The sequence below is a fragment of the Emticicia sp. genome (assembly GCF_043780375.1).
GTDB lineage: Bacteria > Bacteroidota > Bacteroidia > Cytophagales > Spirosomataceae > Emticicia.
In genome coordinates this window covers 25,727-47,125 of the sequence record NZ_JAYWCU010000160.1, presented here as the reverse complement: position 1 = coordinate 47,125, position 21,399 = coordinate 25,727, and the positions used below count along the sequence as shown (strand labels likewise).

Here is a 21,399-nt window from a genome sequence, read left to right as displayed (position 1 = left end):
TATTAGAAAAATACGATTTGAGGCTGTTTTTCTGAAATCACTCAAAAATTCTTTATAATTTTATATATTTTATTGAAAAATTATAATTAAATCACCTGAATAGTAACAAAGGCGATAGTTTTTTAGGAGCTTTCAGCTCCTAAAAAAAATCTTCTATAGATTGACTGAATGTCCACTCCATCTCAAAACTTTTCCTTAGTTTCTACTTTAAAAGAAAGGAAATTTTCGTAGTCTATTTCATCAAAAATAAAGTCGTCAGGTACTTTATCTTCGGCACTGTGATTGACAATCATATTGTAGTACTTGAAGCTGCTCACAGGCACCGATAAGCGATAGTGTACTCCTCGCTCAAAACTCGTATCTTCAATTTTCCAAATAGCCAAATGAGTCTTTTCATCAAGTACTTTTATGGTAAATTTAGACCCTTGAAAACATTCGATGATGATTGAGTTTTGAACTTTCTTTACCGATTTGATGAAATAAGTATTTGGGCCTTCTCCTTTACTAACAATAATTGTGGAGTCGGTGAGATGGAAATAATAATGACCTTTCAGTACTTTTGGGCAGAAAATATAAGTTTTTCCATTGAGTTCTTGTGCTTCAAACCATTTTTTTGGAAGAGAACTATACACAGGATCGTCTTTAAATGACCACAATTGTTTTATTTTTTTTGAAGCCTTAAAATCTCGACACGCTCGATAAATTAGTGATTGGTGATAATCATCAAATTCGGTTCGTTCGTCGAGGTTTTTACAGAAAACCGAATTTCGAGTTGTGTCAATAAATACGCCATAACGCTTCTTAATCACTTTTTCAGGATTATCTGGGCGAATGGTAATGGTTTCGTTATAGAAGCTGCGATATACTGACTCCGAAAGTATGCTATTTGTTTGAGCAATTGATTGGTTAATCAATAAACACAATATTAAATTTTTAGCAGTTTTTTTCATAAATAGACGAATTGTAGTGTCGTTTTGTTACTAAATGGAGCAAAAATCGTGCTAAAAACAATTTACTATTGAAATATTTATTTTGAAGTATAATTATTTAATAATCAGTTATTTATGTAGTATATTGATGTTATTCAATAATAATGAAGGGTCTTCGGAATGGTAATTGATAAGTAGTATTTACGTTGTTTTATAATTAAAAAGGTGTATATCATTTCTATTAGATGTACACCTTTTTTGGTCATACCAACAACGAACAGGGCTTTGCGATAGTGGGGATTGAGCATTCCGTCGCTCATAACTGAATCGAACCACCGATGCGGCACAATAGAATTACAAATGTTGGGGCTTATTCCGTCAAGCCTCACTATTTCAAAACCTAATGTTAGCAGTAGTGGCTCTATTAATTATTTGTTTGTATGCACCATCCCAAAGGTCAATACGCTTTTGTAAAGATTCGATAATCGCATTTTCAGCTTCTTTCCAAATTTGTTCGTCTGACCCGCATAGGTTTGATGTCATTTGTAATGCAAGATGACTATGATGGTCTCCGTCAACCTCTATATGTCTTTCAAGATAATATTTGAAAATTGAAATACTATCTGGGAAGTTTTTATGAATGTCATTTACTATAGAAATAAACATTCCAGGGATAAGGTCTTCACGTCCAAATGTGAATATTGCCGATTGTAAATAGTCTTTATTGCTTCTGATAATTTTAAATGTAAATTCAACAAAGTTACGAGCTTCTTTAGGTGTTTCGGAAGCAATAAAAGCTGAATTAAAGTCTTCTGTCTTTTTTAATACTGTTATAAATTTTTCAATTTGAGAAATGTCTGCTCCGCATTGGTGCATAGCGTCCAGATACAGTTCAAAATGACTTTTCCTGTTCCCAAAACTATCAATGTCAGCTTCTTCACCAACAACTATTTCATTAATAAGGTGTCTTGTGTCTGCCGAACCCTTAGGAAACCAAGGCACGGAAGTACAGGTCAAACTGTTTTGTAAAGATTTTAATAATGACATAAAGTCCCAAACAGCAAAAATATGATATTGCATAAAAACCTTCAAGTCGTCGATGTCATTGATTGCTGAGTAAACTTTATGGTTAATAATTTGCTGTCTTAAAGGTTCAGTTACTTTTTTAATTTTCTCTAAATGGTCGTTCATATTTTGTGATTGGTCGTTTTTTTAAATTATTTCTAACTATTCTCTTTGTTTTGGTTCGTATTTTTCGGGAGCGTACAAAAACCCAAAAGCCTCTGCACCTTCTTTTGTATGTACTTTGTGGTGAATGTAATGAGCGTGCATGATTCTCTTCATGTATTTGCTTTTGGCTACAAATTTTATCTTCACTCGACGATGCACAATAATATCATGAAAAACAAAATAGGCAATTCCATAACAAGTTACGCCCGCACCAAACCAAGTTAAATACCAGAAATCGGCGTGGGTATTGCCATAAATGATTGTTGATGAAGCAACGATACTAAAAACGATTGCGTAATAATCGTTTTTCTCGAAAAAACCTTTGCGATGATTATGATGGTCGGCGTGCCACCCCCAGCCAAAACCGTGCATGATGTATTTATGGGCAAACCACGCCATAAATTCCATGAATGCAAATGTGCCAAGCACTATTAAAAACTTTAGAAGCATAATATAATCAAACAAATTTATACAATAATAACACAAAATTACAAATGAATGTTTGAGTTAAGCAATAAAAAAGTCCCTATTTGAAAACAAACAGAGACTTTTCAAAACAATCACTAAAGCTTTTATTTCTTAGCAAACGAAAAGTTAGTCAAATACGAAATCCTTACCGTCGGGTTGCTTTCTTCAATCGTATCAGAGAAATTCCAAATATTTTGATGAATATAACTCAACTGTATTTGATGATGCGGATTAATGATATAGCCCAAGCCAGCAATAATTCGGTTTTGGTTCATGAAAGTCTTCCCTACGTTGTTTTTACTTAAATCTGTTCCTAAAGCACCAATATTCATGAATACCTCATCACCTAAAATACCAAACAAGGTGGTTTTTTTGTCTTTTTTCAAGATTGGATAGGTTGCTAAAACCATGTAACGGAGACGATTTCGGTATTTATAATCGTTTATCGAGTATTCAGTAGAACCGCTTGGAGCAGATGCAATGCCTACAAAACGAAATTCGTCTCGCAAACGGTTAGTTAGTTTCAAATCACCAAATTGATGGTTTAAAGTACCTTGTAGCCAAACATGGTTTTCGGGAATTTGTCTTTTATTAATGGCAGGACTTCCATAGACATAAGTATTATAATGGCTATATCCAATACTCCCCAAAAAATGCTTAGTTAGTTGATAATCAAACGATGGGCGAATGAAATATTGCTGTTTTTGACTGAAACCATTGGCATATCGCATAGAGCCTTCTAAAGTAAAGGATAGCTTTTTGGTAAGCATATTTTTGCCGACATAATGCAACCAAATATCATTGTTTTGACTTTTGATTTGAGCTTGTGAAGGCAAGCCAAAGATGGCGATTAACAAAAATATTTTTAGGATTATATTTTTAAAAGTTTTCATAAATTAGTCAATTTTAGTTTTGCTGATAAATTTCATTTAAACACACGTTGATAGAAAAACGATTATATGTGATTGGTAGCAGGAAAGTGAATTTTTAAAATTGGTGTATAGAAATATCAGCTATGAGAACAAAAGAAGTGAAAGTACATAATTTAAGCGATTAAGCCTTCAAATTATACCTTCAATACTTCTTTTGTTTCAGTAGCTTATGTTCTATTTTTGTTTCAGTAGCTTATGTTCTATCCTGTAAAAATATTTATGATATTTGTTTTTTTCTGGCAGCTAAATGATGCTTCGAAACTGGCGTATGAGATTCATGACCAATGATAGAAACATGACCACCATTTGCATTATAATCATGCTCGAAATGATGAAGATTTTCCATTACCGAATGGTCAATCAATTTGGTGTTTTTTAAGTCAATCGTTATATTAAAGCCTGGAGGAATAGCATCTAATTTACTTTTAATTCCTAAATAATTAGTAAATACTGCTGATTTTTCAATCTCAACTAAATAAGAATCTTCAGTAAATGAAACAATTACTGGAGCTTTGAAAAGCGAACCAATAGGAGCTCCGTTGAACAAGTGAATGATAATTTTGAGTAACATACCTGCGGCGATTCCAACCAATAAATCCTCAAATAATGTAAAGAAAATAGTAACTAAAAAGATAGCTAATTGTTCTTTTCCGATTTTAAAAGTTTGAATAAATTCTTTTGGATGAGCTAATTTGATACCGACCGTAATCAACATGGCTGCCAATGCTGTATTTGGAATGAGTTCGATAAGATGCGAAGCTAATAATACAAAGCCCAAGATAAAAAATCCGTGAAAGAAATTGGCCCAACGGGTTTTTGCTCCATTATTAACGTTTGATGAGCTACGAGCTACTTCAGAAATCATGGGTAAACCACCTAAAATGGCGGCTAAAGTATTACCAATTCCAATTGCAATTAAGTCTTTATTGGTATCAGATTTGCGACGAAATGGGTCGAGCATATCAATCGCTTTTACTGTCAGCAACGACTCCAATGTTCCTACCAATGCAAACATAATTACATATTTGATGAAAACACCTGTTTGTGCAAAACCTGCAAAATCGACATTAATTTTAACGTTTTCTAATAGATTTCCGATATGAACCAAGGCATAAGCAGGCTCTGTTTTTTGAAAATCTAACATCAATTCGGCGGGAACTGCGAATAAAAGAACCATCAACGGAGCTGGTATTTTTTTGATTGGGTGATTGATAAATGGCCAAATCAACATGATTGTTAAACTCACCAGACCAACCAAAGTAGCCTTAGGATCCATGTGCATTATAAAAGTAGGAATGGAAGCCAACAATTCGATTGGTCCTTTTCCTTTTACCATTGCAGGTGCAACATCTAATAAAACTGGGATCTGTTTGGCAATGATAATCAAACCGATGGCGGCCAGCATTCCATGAATTGCCGAGAGGGGAAAGAAATCGGCTAACTTACCTAATTTGAAAACACCAAATAAAATTTGAACAATACCAGCAACTACCATTGCTCCGAGAGCGAAGTGCCAGCCTATTTCGCCACCACCAAACTCGCCAACTGCACCTGCTACAATCACAATTAAACCTGCGGCAGGCCCTTTAATTGTAAGGCGAGAGCCCATAAAAAAACTAACTATTATACCGCCAATAATGGCAGTTATTAAGCCCATTATTGGGGGAAATTCTGATGCTTTGGCAATTCCTAAACTTAGCGGAAGGGCCAATAAAAATACAATAAAGCCTGAAATTGCATCAGTTGAAAAATTTTCCTTCAAGCCAGCCAAGCCGTCGAGAGGAAGTTTTAGGTTTTTGTTTTCTGTTTCCATTTTTTGCGTTTTGCTATTATCCTGTTTTTAAATAATATTTCAAAATGATACTGATAAAATTCTTGAAAGCTAAAGGCCATGTAGCTCACAGCTAACTGTCATTTTTTAACTACTTCTATAAGCTACTTCGTGATTCATTTTATAGTGAGGCCCCAAAAATAAGCGAGCATAAATTCGGAAAATAGCTAAACCATCGAGAATCAAACTCATGGCAGTGAGCGTAATCATGAGATATTGATTTTGATGAATATGGCCCAAGATGATATCTTCACCGATAAATGTAGGCGTGATAGGAAAACCTGATAAACCTAAACTAACAATTAAGAAAACAAAGCCTAATGTTGGATATAAATAAGAATGTCCGTGAAAACCATCTAAAGAAACCGATTCTTTTTCTTTCACTAATTTTCTTAATATTAAATAGCCAATTATTCCTGAGACAACGATTCCGCTCAGATAGAGATGAATTTGACTAAACTCAAATTGTTCGTTGAAGGCAATTGATAAGGAAGTAAATAACTGATTGAGAATGATTAGTAACCAAGCCATTCGTGCATCTTTTCTTTCAGTAAATGCTTTCAGAATCATTATTAAACCAATAATTGTGTATAATATTGGCAAATAACCTTTAATATTTACAGGGATTAAGTGGTCGTTATAAACCAAAAATAAGCTAATGGCATAAACAGGAACAAAGAAGAAGAAAATGCCTTTGTTACTAATAAAAGTCAATGAGTTTCCTAATGATTTCAGAGGATTCCAAAGGCATTTGTACATAAACCAATCTAAATTCCATTCTTTTATTGCCAAAACATAAATCGTCATTCTGATTTTTCCCCAGAAATTTGTCTTGATTTGATTTTGTGGTTTAATGAAGTTGAAAAACTGGTCGTGAATCATATAACTTAGCACCGATGGAGAAACTAATAATTGATAAGTTCTCAAAAATGTATTTCCTGCAAAATGGAAAAGTGCTAACCAATGCCAACCCAAAGCTACCTCGACAAACATAAGTCCGATTTGGGCAATAGAAGAATAGGCAATTTGGGTTTTTACGGTTGATTGAACTCTTGCAATTCCGTTGGCTGTAAATGTCGTAAACAGTCCAAAACAGACAACAATTACTTTAAACAAAGTATTGTCTTCCCATAATGGCGAGGTGCGAAGAAGCAAGAAAACCCCAATATGCACCGATAGCGAACCATAGAAAATAGCACTTGACGTTGTGGGCCCTTCCATTGCTCGGGGTAACCAAGATGAGAATGGAAACTGAGCCGATTTTATCAAAGCTACCACCAAAAATATCAAAGGAATAGCTAATTTGAAGGCATCATTTTCGATAATGGGTAGATGCTGTACTTGCAAATCATGTAATTCTTGGAAGGTTATACTACGCTCAAATACATGGTGGCAAACCCAAATACCCAATAACAAGAAAATATCGGCCAAACGATAGAATGAAATTACTTTCAAGGCATTTTTAACAGGCAAATATCTATCTCTGTAAAACGAAATCAAGAGAAATGAAGCAATACCGATAACTTCCCATCCTATGAAAAGCGTTTCGAAATTTCCTGCAAAAATGATGATATTAATTCCAAGATAAAAGAACAAAACGTTATTAAAAAAACGCTTAAAACCTTTGTCACGGTGCATATAGGTACGACTGAACTTGCTCACCAAAAAAGTAATTATTGAAGCTATCATGCCATAAAAGACAGTGATTTTGTCGAAATAAAAATCAATCGAAAAATGGGTGTTGCTGGTCTTGTACAGGTCAATTCCTTCATAAAAAATGGTAGAATCTTTTCCTAGAAGCCAAAATATGGTAAAAGCCAATGCCCCAAGCACATGAGTAACAATGGTTGTGATCGTAATTCCGTAAATAATGGATTCTTGTTTGTTGGCAAAAAATGAACTCAGAATCAGTCCAACAAAAGGAATTAATATAAAATATATTAGCAATTGATTTATCATATCTATTTTTCGATTATGTGAATAGGAAGGTTTTCTTTAGTAGCATGCGAAATATGGTTGGTTACCATTTCCATTCTTTCGGCAGCTTCCAAAAACTTGTTTACATCACTGAAAGTTTTGACTTTATCGCCTATTGGAATATATTGAGTAAATTCACCATTTTTGAAGTAATAAAACTCACTTGTATCAGGGTGAATAGCTACCAACTGTACCCATCCATTATTAAACCATTCGTATAAAGTAGCTTCAGTTTGAATAGTTTTCAAAACAACCTCTGGATAATGTTCTACCAAAATCATCAGGCGAACAGGGTCATGCACTTCAATCATTTGTAGTGGTAAGCCTGGGCGTAAATCGCCATCACTACTATTGGCTACACCAATCAGCCCAACCACATTATGAGGTAGTTTTGTGCCGGCACCCAATTTGTAATTATCCATTCGGGAGAAATAATATTCCAAATTTATACCGCCACAAACGGGTGGTAATGGTCGCATCACTCCTAAGAGCAATTTGCCCGTAGGGTCGGTTTTATAATCATACGAATTCATGAAAGCACGTCGGTCTAAAAACAAATCTTTGGTCAAACTTCTATGCCCTACAAAACACAAAGCATTTGTGCCGTGTCCTAATTCGGGGCGAGGCTCAAACAACGAAACCGATCTTTTACGAATTGCTTTACGTACTTTTTTGATGTCTTGTTTGGTATCAATCGAAGCAAACCTACGTGAACGCTCTTTGGCATTAAGGTCTAAAGCATTTTCGAATGCTTCTTTGTTTTTTATATGATAAGCTGCATTATTGGTTGATAGAATAGACTCATCATAGAAGGCAATTTCATCGCTGGCGGTGTCGTGCAAAGCACCAACAAATTGAGTTTCGTCAGGAATGACCAAACCATTTTTAGCCAAAATCGCTCTTACTTTAGGATGATTTGCCATTGCCGAAAACACTCTGGCATTGACCGAGCCTGGTCGTCCGCTACAAGCACCGCAATCGTGAGCTCCATGATGCGGATTATTGGCACTGCTCGAACCATGAGCAGTTATATAAACAATAGGAGCGAAGTCTTTAATCATTCCGATGCCTCGAAGTAAGTTTTCAACTCTCAATGCCATCTCGTCTATGGTAAAGCCTAATTGTAAACCATTTTCTTTATCATCGGGGCTTTTATTTTCAAAATGTAATTGTCCATTCAAATTCATATGAGCAAAGGCATCTGAAATGGCAGGACTCATTTTAGGACTAAAAATATTTTGTACCAATCTAAATGCAGCTACTGCTCCTAAAGAAAGCGAAATAAAAAATCCTTCAATAAACGAATGGGTTTTCTTTGTGTATAAGAATTCGTGTTTACGCTTTTCTTTTACATCGTATTCTTTTATCAAATACTTTGGAGTAACAGGTGCTGGACAAAGTTTTTCGTAGAACATTCCATTTTGTGGCTGGAAATAAAATTCGACACCAAAGAAACCAGGACAACCTAAAGTTTCGCAATCGGGATCAGTTCCTTCCAAATGTCGGCGTAGTGAATCTTCTCTTTCATCAATACAAAAAATACCTTGGAAAGTCTTCTTGACTATGTCTTTTTTGTCTTTCTTGTTTTGTTTGGTGTGTTTCAGAGCCGAAAGCACTTCGTCATAATAGCTCCATTCGAAAGAATCTTGCCAAATCATCAAAACTTCATGCAATTCGCTGGTTTTTATATCAGCAAATAAATCAAGTGGTTTTGTACTAATATTGGCACATAATGGTTGCCAACGGTCTCCTAAAGTGGTATCTAAGGCATCAATTTCGAACAGAAGGTCTAAAACGATTAGGTCGTGTAAGGCAATTTTTTTAGGATATAATACACTGTCTGGTTGGTCTTCAATGGTAGAAACCATACCACTCCAACCACGATGGCTAAATTGTTGGTCGAATATATACTGCTCGAAATATTCTTCCTTACCAACTACAATAGACAATAATTTTTCGATAGAACTATTTTCGTCTAATAAAAGCTGTTTGGCTCTGGTTGATTTAAAAAAACTGCTCATGCTATTTTCTTCAAGTTCTTTGATCGCATATAGCAAACCTTTATCTTCATTCGGAAAATGCCATAAGGCAATGCCTTGGTCTAAATAACTACTCAGGATTCTGAATAATAATGGTTGAACAAGTGTATCTAAATCAATTTTATAAATTGATTTCCAATTGGCTCTCAAACGACCCACTCTTGGTGCAAATGGGTCAGTATATTGTTTGGTGAGTGCATTTTTTTTCCAAAACGCCGAGTCTTTTTCTCCTTTTCTTTCATTGATTACTTTGGAAAGAATGTCAGCACGAATTCGTCCGTTTCGATACAATTCTCGATAATCGTCGACTGGAAATGTAACTTCAAAACCAAAAATTTCGGACGCTTTAAAAATAGCATCATAAAACTTCATTCCCTGAAAAGCGTGTAGCGTATTGTGGTGGATAAAGTCTTTGAGTGGCGTTTGCGTTGGTAAATAATGCTTCAATTTATCGATAACATGATGTTCATCAAATTGTAGCGGCAACCCTTCTGAATGTTGTACTTTCATAGACATACTATTAGTTTTATTGACAGAAATACTGAAACAGATTCACGAATGATTAATTGCTGAGACAGTGTGGTTTTCTTTGTAGAATACTGACTAACAATAAATTATGAGTTTATTGCAAGGCAGAATTATGCTGAAATGTTCAGGATTGTAGATGAAATTTTGTAAAATCAAAGACGAAAATTTAAAAACAGCCTATAAAGCTGCTGGCAAGAATGCGGTTGCGAAGAATATGCCCAAATAGGGTTGCTTAGTGTAAGTAGTGAAGAAAAGAAATCATGGATACGAAAACTTGATTTCTCTACAATGGTGTGTTTCGAATCATTTTCAGATTCTTCGGTTTCATTCAACTCTTCGTCAAAAGAAGCAATATTAACAGCATTTTGAAATTCTTTGACAATGGGTGTTTTCGTGTCTAATGAAAACATAGCTTTTCCATTGCCTACGGGAAAGGCGATGAGCTTAAAACTAATGAATATCAAGACAAAAAAAGTTTTCATAAATAGCTTAAATTCTTCTAATTAACCTACATGTTTAAAGGTTTAACACACAAATTTATCTTTTTGAATGAAACAAAATAAAAATGGAGGGTTAAAATTCAATTAAAGTTGTACTATTTGGTGATTATTACTATAAAATATTGAAATCGGTATAGTTTTGTTTTCTGTTTTGAATTATTCTTTTTAATAAATTAACGATGCTTCTATACGTTTCTAAAAGAAGATAACTATTTTTGAGGCATCAACCACTTTTTTAATCATCAACATGAAACATTTAATTTATCTGATTCTTTTAATAACATTACCGCTTTTCGTTTTCGCTCAAAAAAAGAAAACGGTTGTTTATGCTGCCAAACCAAAATTAGTTTTGGGAATAATGGTTGATCAAATGCGTTACGACTATCTCTATCGTTATTATGATAAATATAGCGAAGGCGGTTTCAAAAGACTCATGAATCAAGGTTTTAATTGTAAAAACAACCATTATCACTACGCAAGCACCGTTACAGGCCCAGGGCATGCCGCTGTTTATACAGGCTCAGTACCAGCTGTTAATGGTATCATTGGCAATGAGTGGTACGATCCTTTGGCAAATCGCTCGGTTTATGTAGCTGAAGATACAACTGTGCGTGCAGTTGGAACAGATGTTACAGCTATTGAAGGCAAGCGATCGCCTGTAAATATGCACACGACCACCATTACAGATCAACTTAAATTAGCTACATCGTTTCGTTCGAAAGTTATCGGAATAGCAGTGAAAGATAGAGGAGGTATTTTACCAGCGGGACACTCAGCAGATGCTGCCTATTGGTTCGATGCTAAATCAGGGAATTGGATTAGCAGTACCTACTACATGAAGGAATTGCCACAATGGATGAAAGATTTCAATGCTCAGAAAATGCCCGATAAATTGATTTCTCAGAAGTGGGAAACCTTGCTGCCAATTGAGCAATATACCGAAAGTGAAGAAGATAACCAAGAATATGAAAATGTGTTGTCTGGCGAAAAATTGCCAGTTTTTCCGCACACAGTTAGTAACTATGGTGCATTATTAACTTCGCCTTATGGTAATACAATTACGAAAGAAGTTGCATTGGCAACGCTAAAAAATGAAGCTATGGGTCAAGGAAAAGAAACTGACTTCTTGTGTCTGAGTTTTTCAACGCCTGATTATGTGGGTCATGCAACGGGTACTCATTCGATTGAAATTGAAGACACCTATCTTCGCCTTGACCGCGATATTGCTGAAATTCTTAGCAATTTGGACGCTACCTTGGGCAAAAATAATTATTTGGTTTTCTTAACCGCCGACCACGGAGTAGCGGATATTCCTGGATTTTTGAAAAAACACAAGATTCCAGCAGGTGTTGGCGAGGGAGCGAAGGAATTTAATTATCTGAATGGGCAAATGGTTGAAAAATTTGGAGAAGGAAAATGGATAAAAGCCCAAGATAATTATCAGATATATTTAGACCATTCACTGATGAAACAGAAAAATGTGACAATGAGTCAAATGTATGAATTTGTGAAAGAGAAAACCCTTACGCTTGGCTCATCGGTTTATCAGGTTGTAAATCTACATGATTTAAGCTCAGCCGTTATTCCCCCATATTATAAAGCACTTGTTGAAAATCTTTATAACCCCAAACGTAGCGGTGATATTATGCTTTTGCTTGAACCAGCATGGTTTTATGGTTCAAAGAAAGGAACAACTCATGGAACGATGTGGCAATACGATCGCCACGTACCCTTGCTCTGGTATGGCTGGAAAATTCCACAGGGAGAAACTGTTGAGCAAACTTATATTTCAGATATTGCAGCAACATTGGCAGCTTTGCTCAATATTTTAGAGCCAAATGGCTGCGTAGGAAAGCCGATCAAAGATGTTTTTGTGAAATAAAAAATGATAATCATTAAAGGGGTTCCATTCAAAAAAATACAAGGAATTACGCTTTTTCCGTTCATTATTGTTCAACCAAAAAAGCCGAGTATGGTTTTGCTCAACCATGAGCGAATCCATATTCGGCAACAATTAGAATTATTGATAATTCCTTTTTATATCTGGTATTTAGTAGAGTGGCTTTATCATTATGCCCAATGCCGAAGTGGTTGGGCGGCTTATCGACAAATCAGTTTTGAGCGTGAAGCCTACGAAAATGAAGAAGATTTTAGCTACTTAAGAAATAGAAAACTTTGGACTTTTTGGAAATATAGATAGTTGATTGTTGATAGTCTATCCAATAAGTTTTTAAAAATATTGGGTATCGTTTTTCATTCAACTATCTATTAACTTTTGTATTTACTAGCCATAAGTAATCAATTATTGATCACTTTAAATCTTCACATCTGCCCAGTTTTTGCCTGTTTTTATGCGATAAATTGCCATTTCTGACAAACCAAATTGTTTCGCCAATATTGTTTGCTTAGTTTTTCCTTCGGCAAGTTTCTTTTTAATAAGTCGTACTCTATCAACATTCAATTTTAGCCCCTTGGTTCTTGGCTTGAATGATGGGTCTGCTTTTAGATGTGCCAAGGCTTCATCGAGGGTTGCCCATTTCAAGTTTGAAGCAAAATTATTCGTCTTATCATAGTCTATATGAAGCACTCTCTTTTGGTCGGGGTCAGTTTTTTCTAAAAATTGCCCAGCAACCAAATTGTGAACTGGAAAAGACTGATTTTCAGCTACACTTTTAGCATTATCATCTTTATAATATCTTTTAAGCGAAATTTTTAACCCACTTTTCACCTCTCCACTCGTCAATTTTAAGATATACCCATCTATATTTACATCTTTATAAAAAGAAGCTACTCGTCCTAAATTTGAAACCATATAACGCCTCGTTTGTCCTTCGGGAAAAAACTCCTTCCAAATTTCTGTGGGATAAGTTTTAAATGGTATTGTAGCTCTTATTGGAGGGATAACTTTTTTTGACTCTTTAATTTCTTCCATTTTCTTTATCAAATTTCATATTCATTAGAAATGAATAAAAAACCATCTTTCAGTCATTAGCAAAATAAATGTATAAACATTTAAAAGTCTGAATTATTAGCATTATTACAGCATTCAGACCTTTAAACTTAATCGAACGCTTTTTTAAATTGCGAAAGTAATCCTGACCAAGATTTATCTTCTTTTGGTTGTGAAATAACCTTTACTTTGGGAAATTCCTCTTTTACGTCTTTTGCCAAAATATCGGCCGATAGTTTATTTAAATCTATTCCACCAAATGTACCAGAAGACATCATCAATAGATTGGTTTGATACCAGTTTTGACTCATTAAAAAATCTCTAAGTTGCTGACTATCAGTAAAAATCATTAAGTTTTCATCGCCAAATGCCTTTTTTATTTCTTCAGGCGAAATGATGGCCAAACGTTTCATTTCGAGCGTATGTGGCGAATAGAAAACAATTGCCAAGTCGGCATCTTCCATTTTTTGGTCATATTGGGGCAAGAAATCTTTGTTCAAACTACTAAATGTATGCAATTCGTAACAAGCAATCAGTCGACGATTTGGATGCAGTGACTTGGTGGCATTTGTAGTTGCCTCAAGTTTTGATGGTGCATGAGCAAAATCTTTATAAACCAAAGTATTTATATTTTCTCCAAGTTTTTCCAAGCGTTTAGATGCCCCAGTAAAATGCTTTATAGCCTCATAAAATTCTTCATCGGTCACTCCCAATCGGTCGAGAATAATTTTTGCTCCGTTAAGATTTTTCATATTATGCTCTCCAAAAATCTCTAATGGCACTTCACCTTTATCAGTCAGCAAAACACATCTTCCATTTTCTATTTTATATGGATGAGATTTATAAGGAAACTTAGATACATCGGCACGGTCTTTTTCACCTATAACTTTGGCAATATCGTCGGTTTCATCATAAATAATTGTTCCTGCTTTTGGCAAACCATCTGCCAATTCTTCAAAGGTTTGTACATAACTTTCAAAAGTTGTAAAAATATTGAAATGGTCCCAAGCAACGCCACTTATCAAACAAATGTGTGGATGATAGAACAAAAACTTTGATTTGAGATGAATCTTCGACTCAGGATATTCATCGCCTTCGATAATAATTACTGGCGAATCGTCATTGAGTTCAACCATTATATCAAAACCTTCGATTTGAGCCCCAACCAAATAATCAAATTTTCGGTTATAAAACTTCAAAACATGCAGAATAATGCTTGTAATGCTGGTTTTACCATGACTTCCCGCTATTACAACCCTTTGTTTATTAAGGCTTTGTTCATAGATATATTCAGGAAAAGAATATATTTTCAAACCTAATTCTTGGGCTTTTGCTAATTCTGGATTATCAACAAAGGCGTGCATTCCTAAAATAACGGCATCTAAATCTGTCGTTATTTTTTCAGGAAACCAACCAAGTTCAAGAGGCAAAATACCTACTGCCGTTAAGCGGCTTTTTGATGGGTCGCTTATTTCATCATCCGAACCAGTAACTTGATACCCTTTTTTGTGTAAAGCAAGGGCGAGGTTGTGCATCACAGCACCGCCAATAGCAATAAAATGTATTTTTTTGGACATAAGAAAGGCTATTAGCCGTTAGCGTTTAGCTATTGGCTTTTAAATTTTAATAGAAAACTTTAGTTTCTCAATTTGAGAGAATCTTATTTTAAGCTAAATGCTAATAGCTAATTGCTAAAAGCCAAAAGAAGCTAATAAATTCATTGCAAAGTTCTTAATTTAATATGACATTTGCACATATTTTTCAAATTTCCAGTTGACATGAAACGTTACATAGATCTTATAGAACAAACATTTGAATTTCCAACTCGGGAATTTGGTGTTGATGATAACCATACACTCCTTTTTAATAACGTTCGTTTGACTGATATTATCAAGCAATATGGCACGCCACTGAAAATAAGCTATTTGCCAAAAATAGCCGAGCATATTGATAATGCCAAATTGCTTTTCAGAAATGCTATGAAAAAGTATAATTATAAAGGTAACTATACTTATTGTTATTGTACGAAATCATCACATTTTAAGTTTGTGATAGAAACTGCTTTAAAGAGTAATGTGCATTTAGAAACTTCATCGGCTTTTGATATTAATATTATCAGGGCTTTGTATGAAGAAGGAAAAATTAATAAGAGTACTTATATCATTTCAAACGGTTATAAACGACCGAAATATTTGGAAGATATTTCAGCCTTGCATAATGATGGCTTTACAAATTGTATTCCTATCTTAGATAATCTGAAAGAAATTGATTATTATCTCGAAAACTCTACCGCCGAAACTGTTAGTGTAGGCATCAGAATTGCGACTGACGAAGAGCCAAATTTTGCTTTTTATACTTCTCGTTTAGGTGTGCGTTACAATGATATTAATAGTTTGTATTTGGAAAAAATTAAGCCAAATTCACGTTTTAAGCTCAAAATGTTGCACTTTTTCATTAATGCTGGCATCAAAGATAATGCTTATTATTGGTCGGAACTGACTCGTTTTATGTTTAAATATTGCGAGATGAAAAAGATTTGTCCAGAACTTGATTCGATTGATATTGGTGGAGGTTTACCGATTCAAACTTCGTTGGTTTTCAATTACGATTATCAAGCAATGATTGACGAAATAATTGAAAATATTCAATGGATTTGTAATAAAAATAATGTACCAGTTCCGCATATTTTTACCGAATTTGGGAGCTATACCGTTGGTGAAAGTGGAGCAGTTATTTATAAAGTCATCGACAAAAAACAGCAAAATGACCGTGAATTATGGTACATGATTGATGGCTCGTTTATTACGCAATTGCCCGATTCGTGGGGAATTGGTCAGAAATATATCATGATGCCTGTCAATAATTGGGACAGTCCGTATGAAAAAGTAAATTTGGGTGGATTGACTTGTGACTCCGCCGATTTTTATAATACTGAAGCTCACTCCGAAGATTTGTATTTGCCTGTTTTCGACATTGATAACGAAGACCAATATATTGGTTTTTTCCATACGGGAGCTTATCAAGAATCATTGGGTGGTTATGGTGGAATTCAGCACTGCTTAATTCCTGCTCCGCAACACGTTTTGGTAAATTTGGATGATGATGGAAACATCACAACCGAATTGTTTGCGGGAGAGCAAGACAGTGATTCAATGATGAAGATTTTGGGCTATCAATCTGAAAAAAAGACGGAACCCCAAAAATTAGCTAACAATGGTGTTGCCAAAAAGAACAAAAAAGTAATAGAAGAATTGGAAGAAGAGGCGTTGGTGTAAAATAATCCTTTTGAGAATAACGTTTAGAAATAAGATTTTGTGTGGTATTTATCTACCACACAAAACTAAATATATTGAAAAAACCAATAAAAATATTTACCAATGAAGCCTAAATTGTTGATAGTAAGCCTTTTAATGATTATAGCAATGGCGTCATGTCGCCGTCAGCAATGCCCTGCTTATGGCAAAATCTCGCCTAAAAATGCTGTAGAGAAGAAAAATTGTTGAGTTATTTTAAACTGCTTTCGTAATAAACTGTGAAGCTTCCAACAGACTGCTAAATTGCCAGTCGGCTAAATCTGTTGTTTCTTTACCACCAGTGATATGAATTGTTTTTACACCCGCTTTTTTTCCTGCTTTTACATCTCGTTCGGCATCGCCAATCATAAATGATTGTGTAGAGTCTATGTGGTATTTAGCCATTGCTTTTTCGAGCATGAGCGAATCGGGCTTGCGGAGTAGTGAATTTGAAGTATAGCTTGGGTGATGTTTGGCAAAATAAAGGTCGTCAATGAGTCCTCCGCATTTGTTTTGCAAGATATTATGAAAATCTTTTACTAAATTTTCAGAATATATACCCTTCGATATTCCTGCTTGGTTGGTGACAACAATGAGTAAATAACCCGCTTTTTTTAGTAAAACAAGACCTTCTACAACCCCTTCTCTAATTATGAAATCTTCTTCACAACTAACATAGTTATGTTGTTCTTCATTTAATACACCGTCACGGTCAAGGAAAATACATTTTTTCATTCAGCAATATTTTTTGGTACAAAGAAAAGAAAAAATAGAATTAAAATTAGATTTTTCCAAGGAAAAATATTTTTCAGCCCTTTTCTATCTTAATAAGTTAAGAAATGGTGGCAAACTAAATTAAAAAAATCAGGGAAATGAATCTTACTACTCTCGCAAATCTTTTTAATCGTGCTATATTTGTAAAAAAAACTTCAAAAACAATGCTAAAAACGCTACTTACTACTTTTTTATTTTTACTTTCTGCTTCATTATTTGCCCAGTTATTCACCGAAGATTTCAAATATGCCACAGGTAAAACGCTCACGAATAATGGCTGGACTGCCCATAGCGGAGCAGGAATAAATGCCATCAAGGTTGCCGATGGCTTGGTATATACAGGTTTAACAAATATGGACGGTGCCGCAAGTTTGACTACTTCGGGTGAAGACATTAACCGCAATTTTCCTTCGGTAAAAGATGGGACAGTTTATGTTTCGTTTTTGCTCAATGTGTCGGCAGCACAAGATGCAGGCGATTATTTTTTACATTTGGGACCAACTACTTTAAGTTCAATTTTTCGTGGAAAAATGTTTGCAAAAAAAAGTGGAACTGGTTTTCAAGTAGGGGTTGCCAAAGCGAGTAATATGCCAAATTATGCCGCTACTGTCTATGAATTAAACAAAACTTACCTTTTTGTACTAAAATATACCATTAAAAGTGGAAGTACGACCGACGATGAGGTGGTTTTATATGTAAATCCTGTGATTACAGACAAAGAACCAACAACACCGATTTCGACGACACCAACGGCAGAAAGCGACACTGACAGCGATATTGGAACGATTGCACTTCGGCAAGGAACAGCCGCTAATGCTCCAACGGTGCGAGTTGATGGAATCGTGGTGGCTACAAAATGGGAAGATTTATTCAACAAAAATGATGCTCCGAATATCACAATTATAAAAGCACCGAAGCAAGTCACAAGTGCTATAACTGTCGATTCTTTATTATTTTCGGGTGGGAATCTTGCAGGAAATTTGTTTGAAATTATTGGCGATGGCTTAGATTTTTCAACCAAAAAAGACTTTTCAGGCACAGTTTTAAGTACGATTGCTTATCCGATAGATAAAAATGGAAACATTGATAATGGGAAAATATATTTAAGAATTGCCAGCACTCAAAAAAGCAGTATTACTACAAATTTGATATTTAATTTAGATAAAAAAGTAATTCAGAGTAACCCAAAAGTGGCGATTGAATTAGTAGTAAATCCGCCATCGAATGAAATTCAGACTATTAGCAAAGTTAAGACTTTGGTTGAGCAGACATCGGTAAAACTCGCAGGAAGAGTAACTTCGGCTGGTGAAATCAATAATTTGGTTTATATCCAAGATGCTACGGGCGGTATTCCGATTGGCAATGTTTCGACTTCGATTGCAGTGGGTGATTCGGTGCAGGTTTTTGGAAAATTATCCAATATCAGTAAGCAATTATACATTCAAAGTTCAGAATTTACCAAAATCGGCACGACAAATAAAGTTTTAACGCCAAAACCAATTATTACAAGTCAATTATCGGCAAATGAAGGGAATTTGATTTCGGTAAAAGATGTCAGTTTCGCAGATAAAAAGTTCGTTTTCTTACCAAATACAAATTATACTGTTGCCGAAGGAGCAGCGAATGCAACCGTGAGAATCTGGGAAGGAACTGACATTGATGGACGTACAAAACCACAAGCAAATTTTACGATTTCGGGCGTTGTGGGGCGTTTCAACGATGGTTACCAAGTTTATTCTCGCTCACAAGCTGATATTCCAGGTACTGGAAAACCCCAAGGCATGATTTCAACTGTTCCACTCGACAAAACTTTCGACATAGCTGCATGGAATATTTATTGGTACGGAAATACTGCCAATGGTCCAACTGACGAAGCACAACAACAAGCCAATGTTCTACAAACCTTAGATTCGCTCAAATCTGATTTGTTTTTCTTGGAAGAAGTGGCAAATCCAACTGCTTTCAAGAATTTAGTGGCAAAAATGAAGGGCTATGAAGGTGTTTGTTCATCGGCAATTTCGGCGGGCGGTGTAGCGGATGATGCCCAACGAGTTTGCTTTATTTACAAAACCGATGTGGTAAAAAATATTTCGACCCGACCATTGCTCACTGGTGCAACAAATTTGCCTAATTATCCATCTGACCCTGCTCGTTTTTGGGCAAGTGGACGTTTACCTTTTTTGATGGTTGCCGATGTTACGGTTGATGGCGTGAAGCAACGTTTGCACATTATTGGTATTCATGCAAGAGCCAATACAGGCGGAACAACTGGCACTGAAGCCGACCGAGAATTGCAGTATCGTCAAAGAAAATATGATGTAGAAGTGCTAAAAGATAGCCTTGATGCTCATTTTCCGAAAGAAAATATCATCATTGCGGGAGATTTTAATGATGATGTTGATGAAACGGTTTCTACAATTATCTCAACCAAAGAATCAAGTTATAAAAAATACGTGGATGATACCGAGCGTTGGCAAGCCCTCACAAAGGCTCTGAGTGATGATAGCTACCGCACTTATATTTCGCAAGAAAATGTGATTGACCATATTTTTATTTCTAATGAGCTGAAAACCAGTTATTTAGCAAATTCAGTTGGGGTAGGTTTACCGTTTACATTCTTGAAAAACTATGCTTCTACAACCTCCGACCATATCCCAGTTTTTGCTCGATTTCAATTTATCGCTCCGCCAACAGCCACCGAACCCATGATAGCGTTGAATGCAAGGGCTTTTCCAAATCCAACATTGGGCGAAATCGAGTTGAGTTTGGATGAAACTTTGAGTAAACAATCGCTACAAGTCAAACTTTCAAACTCACAAGGGTATTTAATTTTTCAAGGAAATGGTACTTGGGACTCCGTAAAACCATTACTAAATCAAGATTTATCGAAGCATTCGGCAGGAATTTATTTACTCAAAATCGTAGATAAACAACAACATTCAAAGGTATTTAAGATAGTGAAAGAATAAAAAGTAGATATTTTTAAAGCCCTCCCCATCGGGGAGGGTCGGGTGGGGTTTTGTTACATTTATCATTGTTTTATGAAACATTTGCATTATTTTTAGGGTTATAAACTAAAAACCCTATAAGCTTTATGCAACAAATAGTAGATTATTTTGCCACCATACCTTCATCGCACCGTAGTATTATTTTAGTTGGGGGTATTGCCTTCTTTTGGATGGCTGAATATGCCGTTCCGCTTTTCCAGTTTAAATACAATAAAATAAAGCACGCGGGAGTCAATATTTTCTTTACTATTACGTCAATCATTGTCAATTTTGTATTAGCTTTTATTTTGCTACAATCGGCCAACTGGACGGTACAGAATCATTTTGGAATCTTACAATGGTTGCCCGAAATGCCTTTATGGGCTTTCACCATCGTTGGCTTGTTACTTTTAGACTTAATAGGAGCATGGTTTGTGCATTGGACAGAACATAAAGTGAAATGGATGTGGCGTTTTCACCTCATTCATCATTCTGACACTAATATTGATACAACTTCGGCGAACCGTCATCACCCAGGAGAAAGCGTTTTTCGTTTTATTTTCACGACAATGGGCATCGTGATTGCTGGAGCTCCGATGTGGATGGTTTTCATGTATCAGGCAATTTCGGTGTTACTTTCTCAGTTTAATCATGCCAATATTGTTATTCCAAAATGGCTCGACAATGCAATGAGTTGGGTGCTTGTTTCGCCCGATATGCATAAAGTACATCATCACTACGTATTGCCTTATACGGACTCAAATTATGGCAATATCTTCTCAATTTGGGACAGAATTTTTGGAACATTTATGACGCTCGACCGTGATAAGATTGTTTACGGAATTGATACGCACATGAAACCCGAAGAAAATGCCCGCTTGGGAAGTTTACTTAAAATCCCTTTTGAGCAATATCGCAAGGTAGCAAGGGAATAGGGGCAATTTTGAATGAGTGAATGATA

At 35.4% G+C, this 21,399-nt stretch carries 17 protein-coding genes; 6 read left to right on the top strand and 11 right to left on the bottom strand.

Annotation, left to right across the window (positions count from 1 at the left end; genetic code table 11):
• Window positions 1-182: 182 nt before the first annotated feature.
• The 8 genes from ACH2CJ_RS12875 to ACH2CJ_RS12840 all read right to left on the bottom strand — a co-directional run bounded on the left by ACH2CJ_RS12875 (window position 183) and on the right by ACH2CJ_RS12840 (window position 10,416).
• Window positions 183-950, bottom strand: a complete 768-nt coding sequence (locus ACH2CJ_RS12875; RefSeq protein ID WP_394993221.1) for a hypothetical protein — start codon at window positions 948-950, stop codon at window positions 183-185.
• Between the two features lie 372 nt (window positions 951-1,322).
• On the bottom strand, window positions 1,323-2,120 hold the full coding sequence (locus tag ACH2CJ_RS12870; RefSeq protein WP_394993220.1) for a DUF3050 domain-containing protein: 798 nt from the start codon (window positions 2,118-2,120) through the stop codon (window positions 1,323-1,325).
• Window positions 2,121-2,156: 36 nt separating this feature from the next.
• On the bottom strand, window positions 2,157-2,609 hold the full coding sequence (locus ACH2CJ_RS12865; protein WP_394993219.1) for a beta-carotene hydroxylase: 453 nt from the start codon (window positions 2,607-2,609) through the stop codon (window positions 2,157-2,159).
• A 122-nt stretch (window positions 2,610-2,731) separates the two neighbouring features.
• Window positions 2,732-3,520 carry a DUF2490 domain-containing protein gene (locus ACH2CJ_RS12860; protein ID WP_394993218.1) on the bottom strand — a complete coding sequence of 263 codons (789 nt, stop codon included), beginning with the start codon at window positions 3,518-3,520 and terminating at the stop codon, window positions 2,732-2,734.
• 256 nt (window positions 3,521-3,776) lie between these two features.
• The gene (locus tag ACH2CJ_RS12855) at window positions 3,777-5,372 is read right to left on the bottom strand and encodes a SulP family inorganic anion transporter (protein WP_394993217.1); all 1,596 of its coding nucleotides are present in this window, start codon (window positions 5,370-5,372) and stop codon (window positions 3,777-3,779) included.
• 105 nt (window positions 5,373-5,477) lie between these two features.
• Window positions 5,478-7,349 carry a proton-conducting transporter membrane subunit gene (locus ACH2CJ_RS12850; protein ID WP_394993216.1) on the bottom strand — a complete coding sequence of 624 codons (1,872 nt, stop codon included), beginning with the start codon at window positions 7,347-7,349 and terminating at the stop codon, window positions 5,478-5,480.
• 2 nt (window positions 7,350-7,351) lie between these two features.
• Window positions 7,352-9,916: a YbcC family protein gene (locus tag ACH2CJ_RS12845; RefSeq protein WP_394993215.1), complete on the bottom strand. Its 2,565-nt coding sequence runs from the start codon at window positions 9,914-9,916 to the stop codon at window positions 7,352-7,354.
• A gap of 170 nt (window positions 9,917-10,086) precedes the next feature.
• Window positions 10,087-10,416 carry a hypothetical protein gene (locus ACH2CJ_RS12840; protein ID WP_394993213.1) on the bottom strand — a complete coding sequence of 110 codons (330 nt, stop codon included), beginning with the start codon at window positions 10,414-10,416 and terminating at the stop codon, window positions 10,087-10,089.
• 265 nt (window positions 10,417-10,681) lie between these two features.
• Between ACH2CJ_RS12840 and pafA the strand changes: the two genes are divergently transcribed.
• Window positions 10,682-12,316: an alkaline phosphatase PafA gene (gene pafA, locus ACH2CJ_RS12835; protein WP_394993212.1), complete on the top strand. Its 1,635-nt coding sequence runs from the start codon at window positions 10,682-10,684 to the stop codon at window positions 12,314-12,316.
• 3 nt (window positions 12,317-12,319) lie between these two features.
• Window positions 12,320-12,634, top strand: a complete 315-nt coding sequence (locus ACH2CJ_RS12830; protein ID WP_394993210.1) for a hypothetical protein — start codon at window positions 12,320-12,322, stop codon at window positions 12,632-12,634.
• A 114-nt stretch (window positions 12,635-12,748) separates the two neighbouring features.
• Here the strand turns inward: ACH2CJ_RS12830 and ACH2CJ_RS12825 are convergent, their stop codons facing one another.
• Window positions 12,749-13,366 (bottom strand): NUMOD4 domain-containing protein, encoded by a 618-nt coding sequence (locus ACH2CJ_RS12825; RefSeq protein WP_394993209.1) that lies wholly within the window; start codon window positions 13,364-13,366, stop codon window positions 12,749-12,751.
• Between the two features lie 128 nt (window positions 13,367-13,494).
• Window positions 13,495-14,961, bottom strand: coding sequence for a UDP-N-acetylmuramate--L-alanine ligase (murC, locus tag ACH2CJ_RS12820; protein WP_394993207.1), 1,467 nt, complete (start codon window positions 14,959-14,961; stop codon window positions 13,495-13,497).
• Between the two features lie 201 nt (window positions 14,962-15,162).
• Between murC and ACH2CJ_RS12815 the strand changes: the two genes are divergently transcribed.
• Together ACH2CJ_RS12815 and ACH2CJ_RS12810 are read left to right on the top strand one after the other, a co-directional pair.
• Entirely contained in the window at window positions 15,163-16,659 is a 1,497-nt protein-coding gene (locus ACH2CJ_RS12815) for an arginine decarboxylase (RefSeq protein ID WP_394993205.1), read from the top strand.
• A 102-nt stretch (window positions 16,660-16,761) separates the two neighbouring features.
• Entirely contained in the window at window positions 16,762-16,887 is a 126-nt protein-coding gene (locus ACH2CJ_RS12810; protein ID WP_394993204.1) for a hypothetical protein, read from the top strand.
• Window positions 16,888-16,893: 6 nt separating this feature from the next.
• Here ACH2CJ_RS12810 and ACH2CJ_RS12805 read toward each other — a convergent pair whose 3' ends face one another.
• Window positions 16,894-17,412: a D-glycero-alpha-D-manno-heptose-1,7-bisphosphate 7-phosphatase gene (locus tag ACH2CJ_RS12805; RefSeq protein WP_394993203.1), complete on the bottom strand. Its 519-nt coding sequence runs from the start codon at window positions 17,410-17,412 to the stop codon at window positions 16,894-16,896.
• Window positions 17,413-17,615: 203 nt separating this feature from the next.
• On the opposite strand from ACH2CJ_RS12805, the gene ACH2CJ_RS12800 reads away from it, so the two are divergent.
• Complete coding sequence (locus ACH2CJ_RS12800) at window positions 17,616-20,420, top strand: DUF5689 domain-containing protein (RefSeq protein ID WP_394993202.1); 2,805 nt, start codon at window positions 17,616-17,618, stop codon at window positions 20,418-20,420.
• 125 nt (window positions 20,421-20,545) lie between these two features.
• Window positions 20,546-21,373 (top strand): sterol desaturase family protein, encoded by an 828-nt coding sequence (locus tag ACH2CJ_RS12795; protein ID WP_394993201.1) that lies wholly within the window; start codon window positions 20,546-20,548, stop codon window positions 21,371-21,373.
• Window positions 21,374-21,399: the final 26 nt, after the last annotated feature.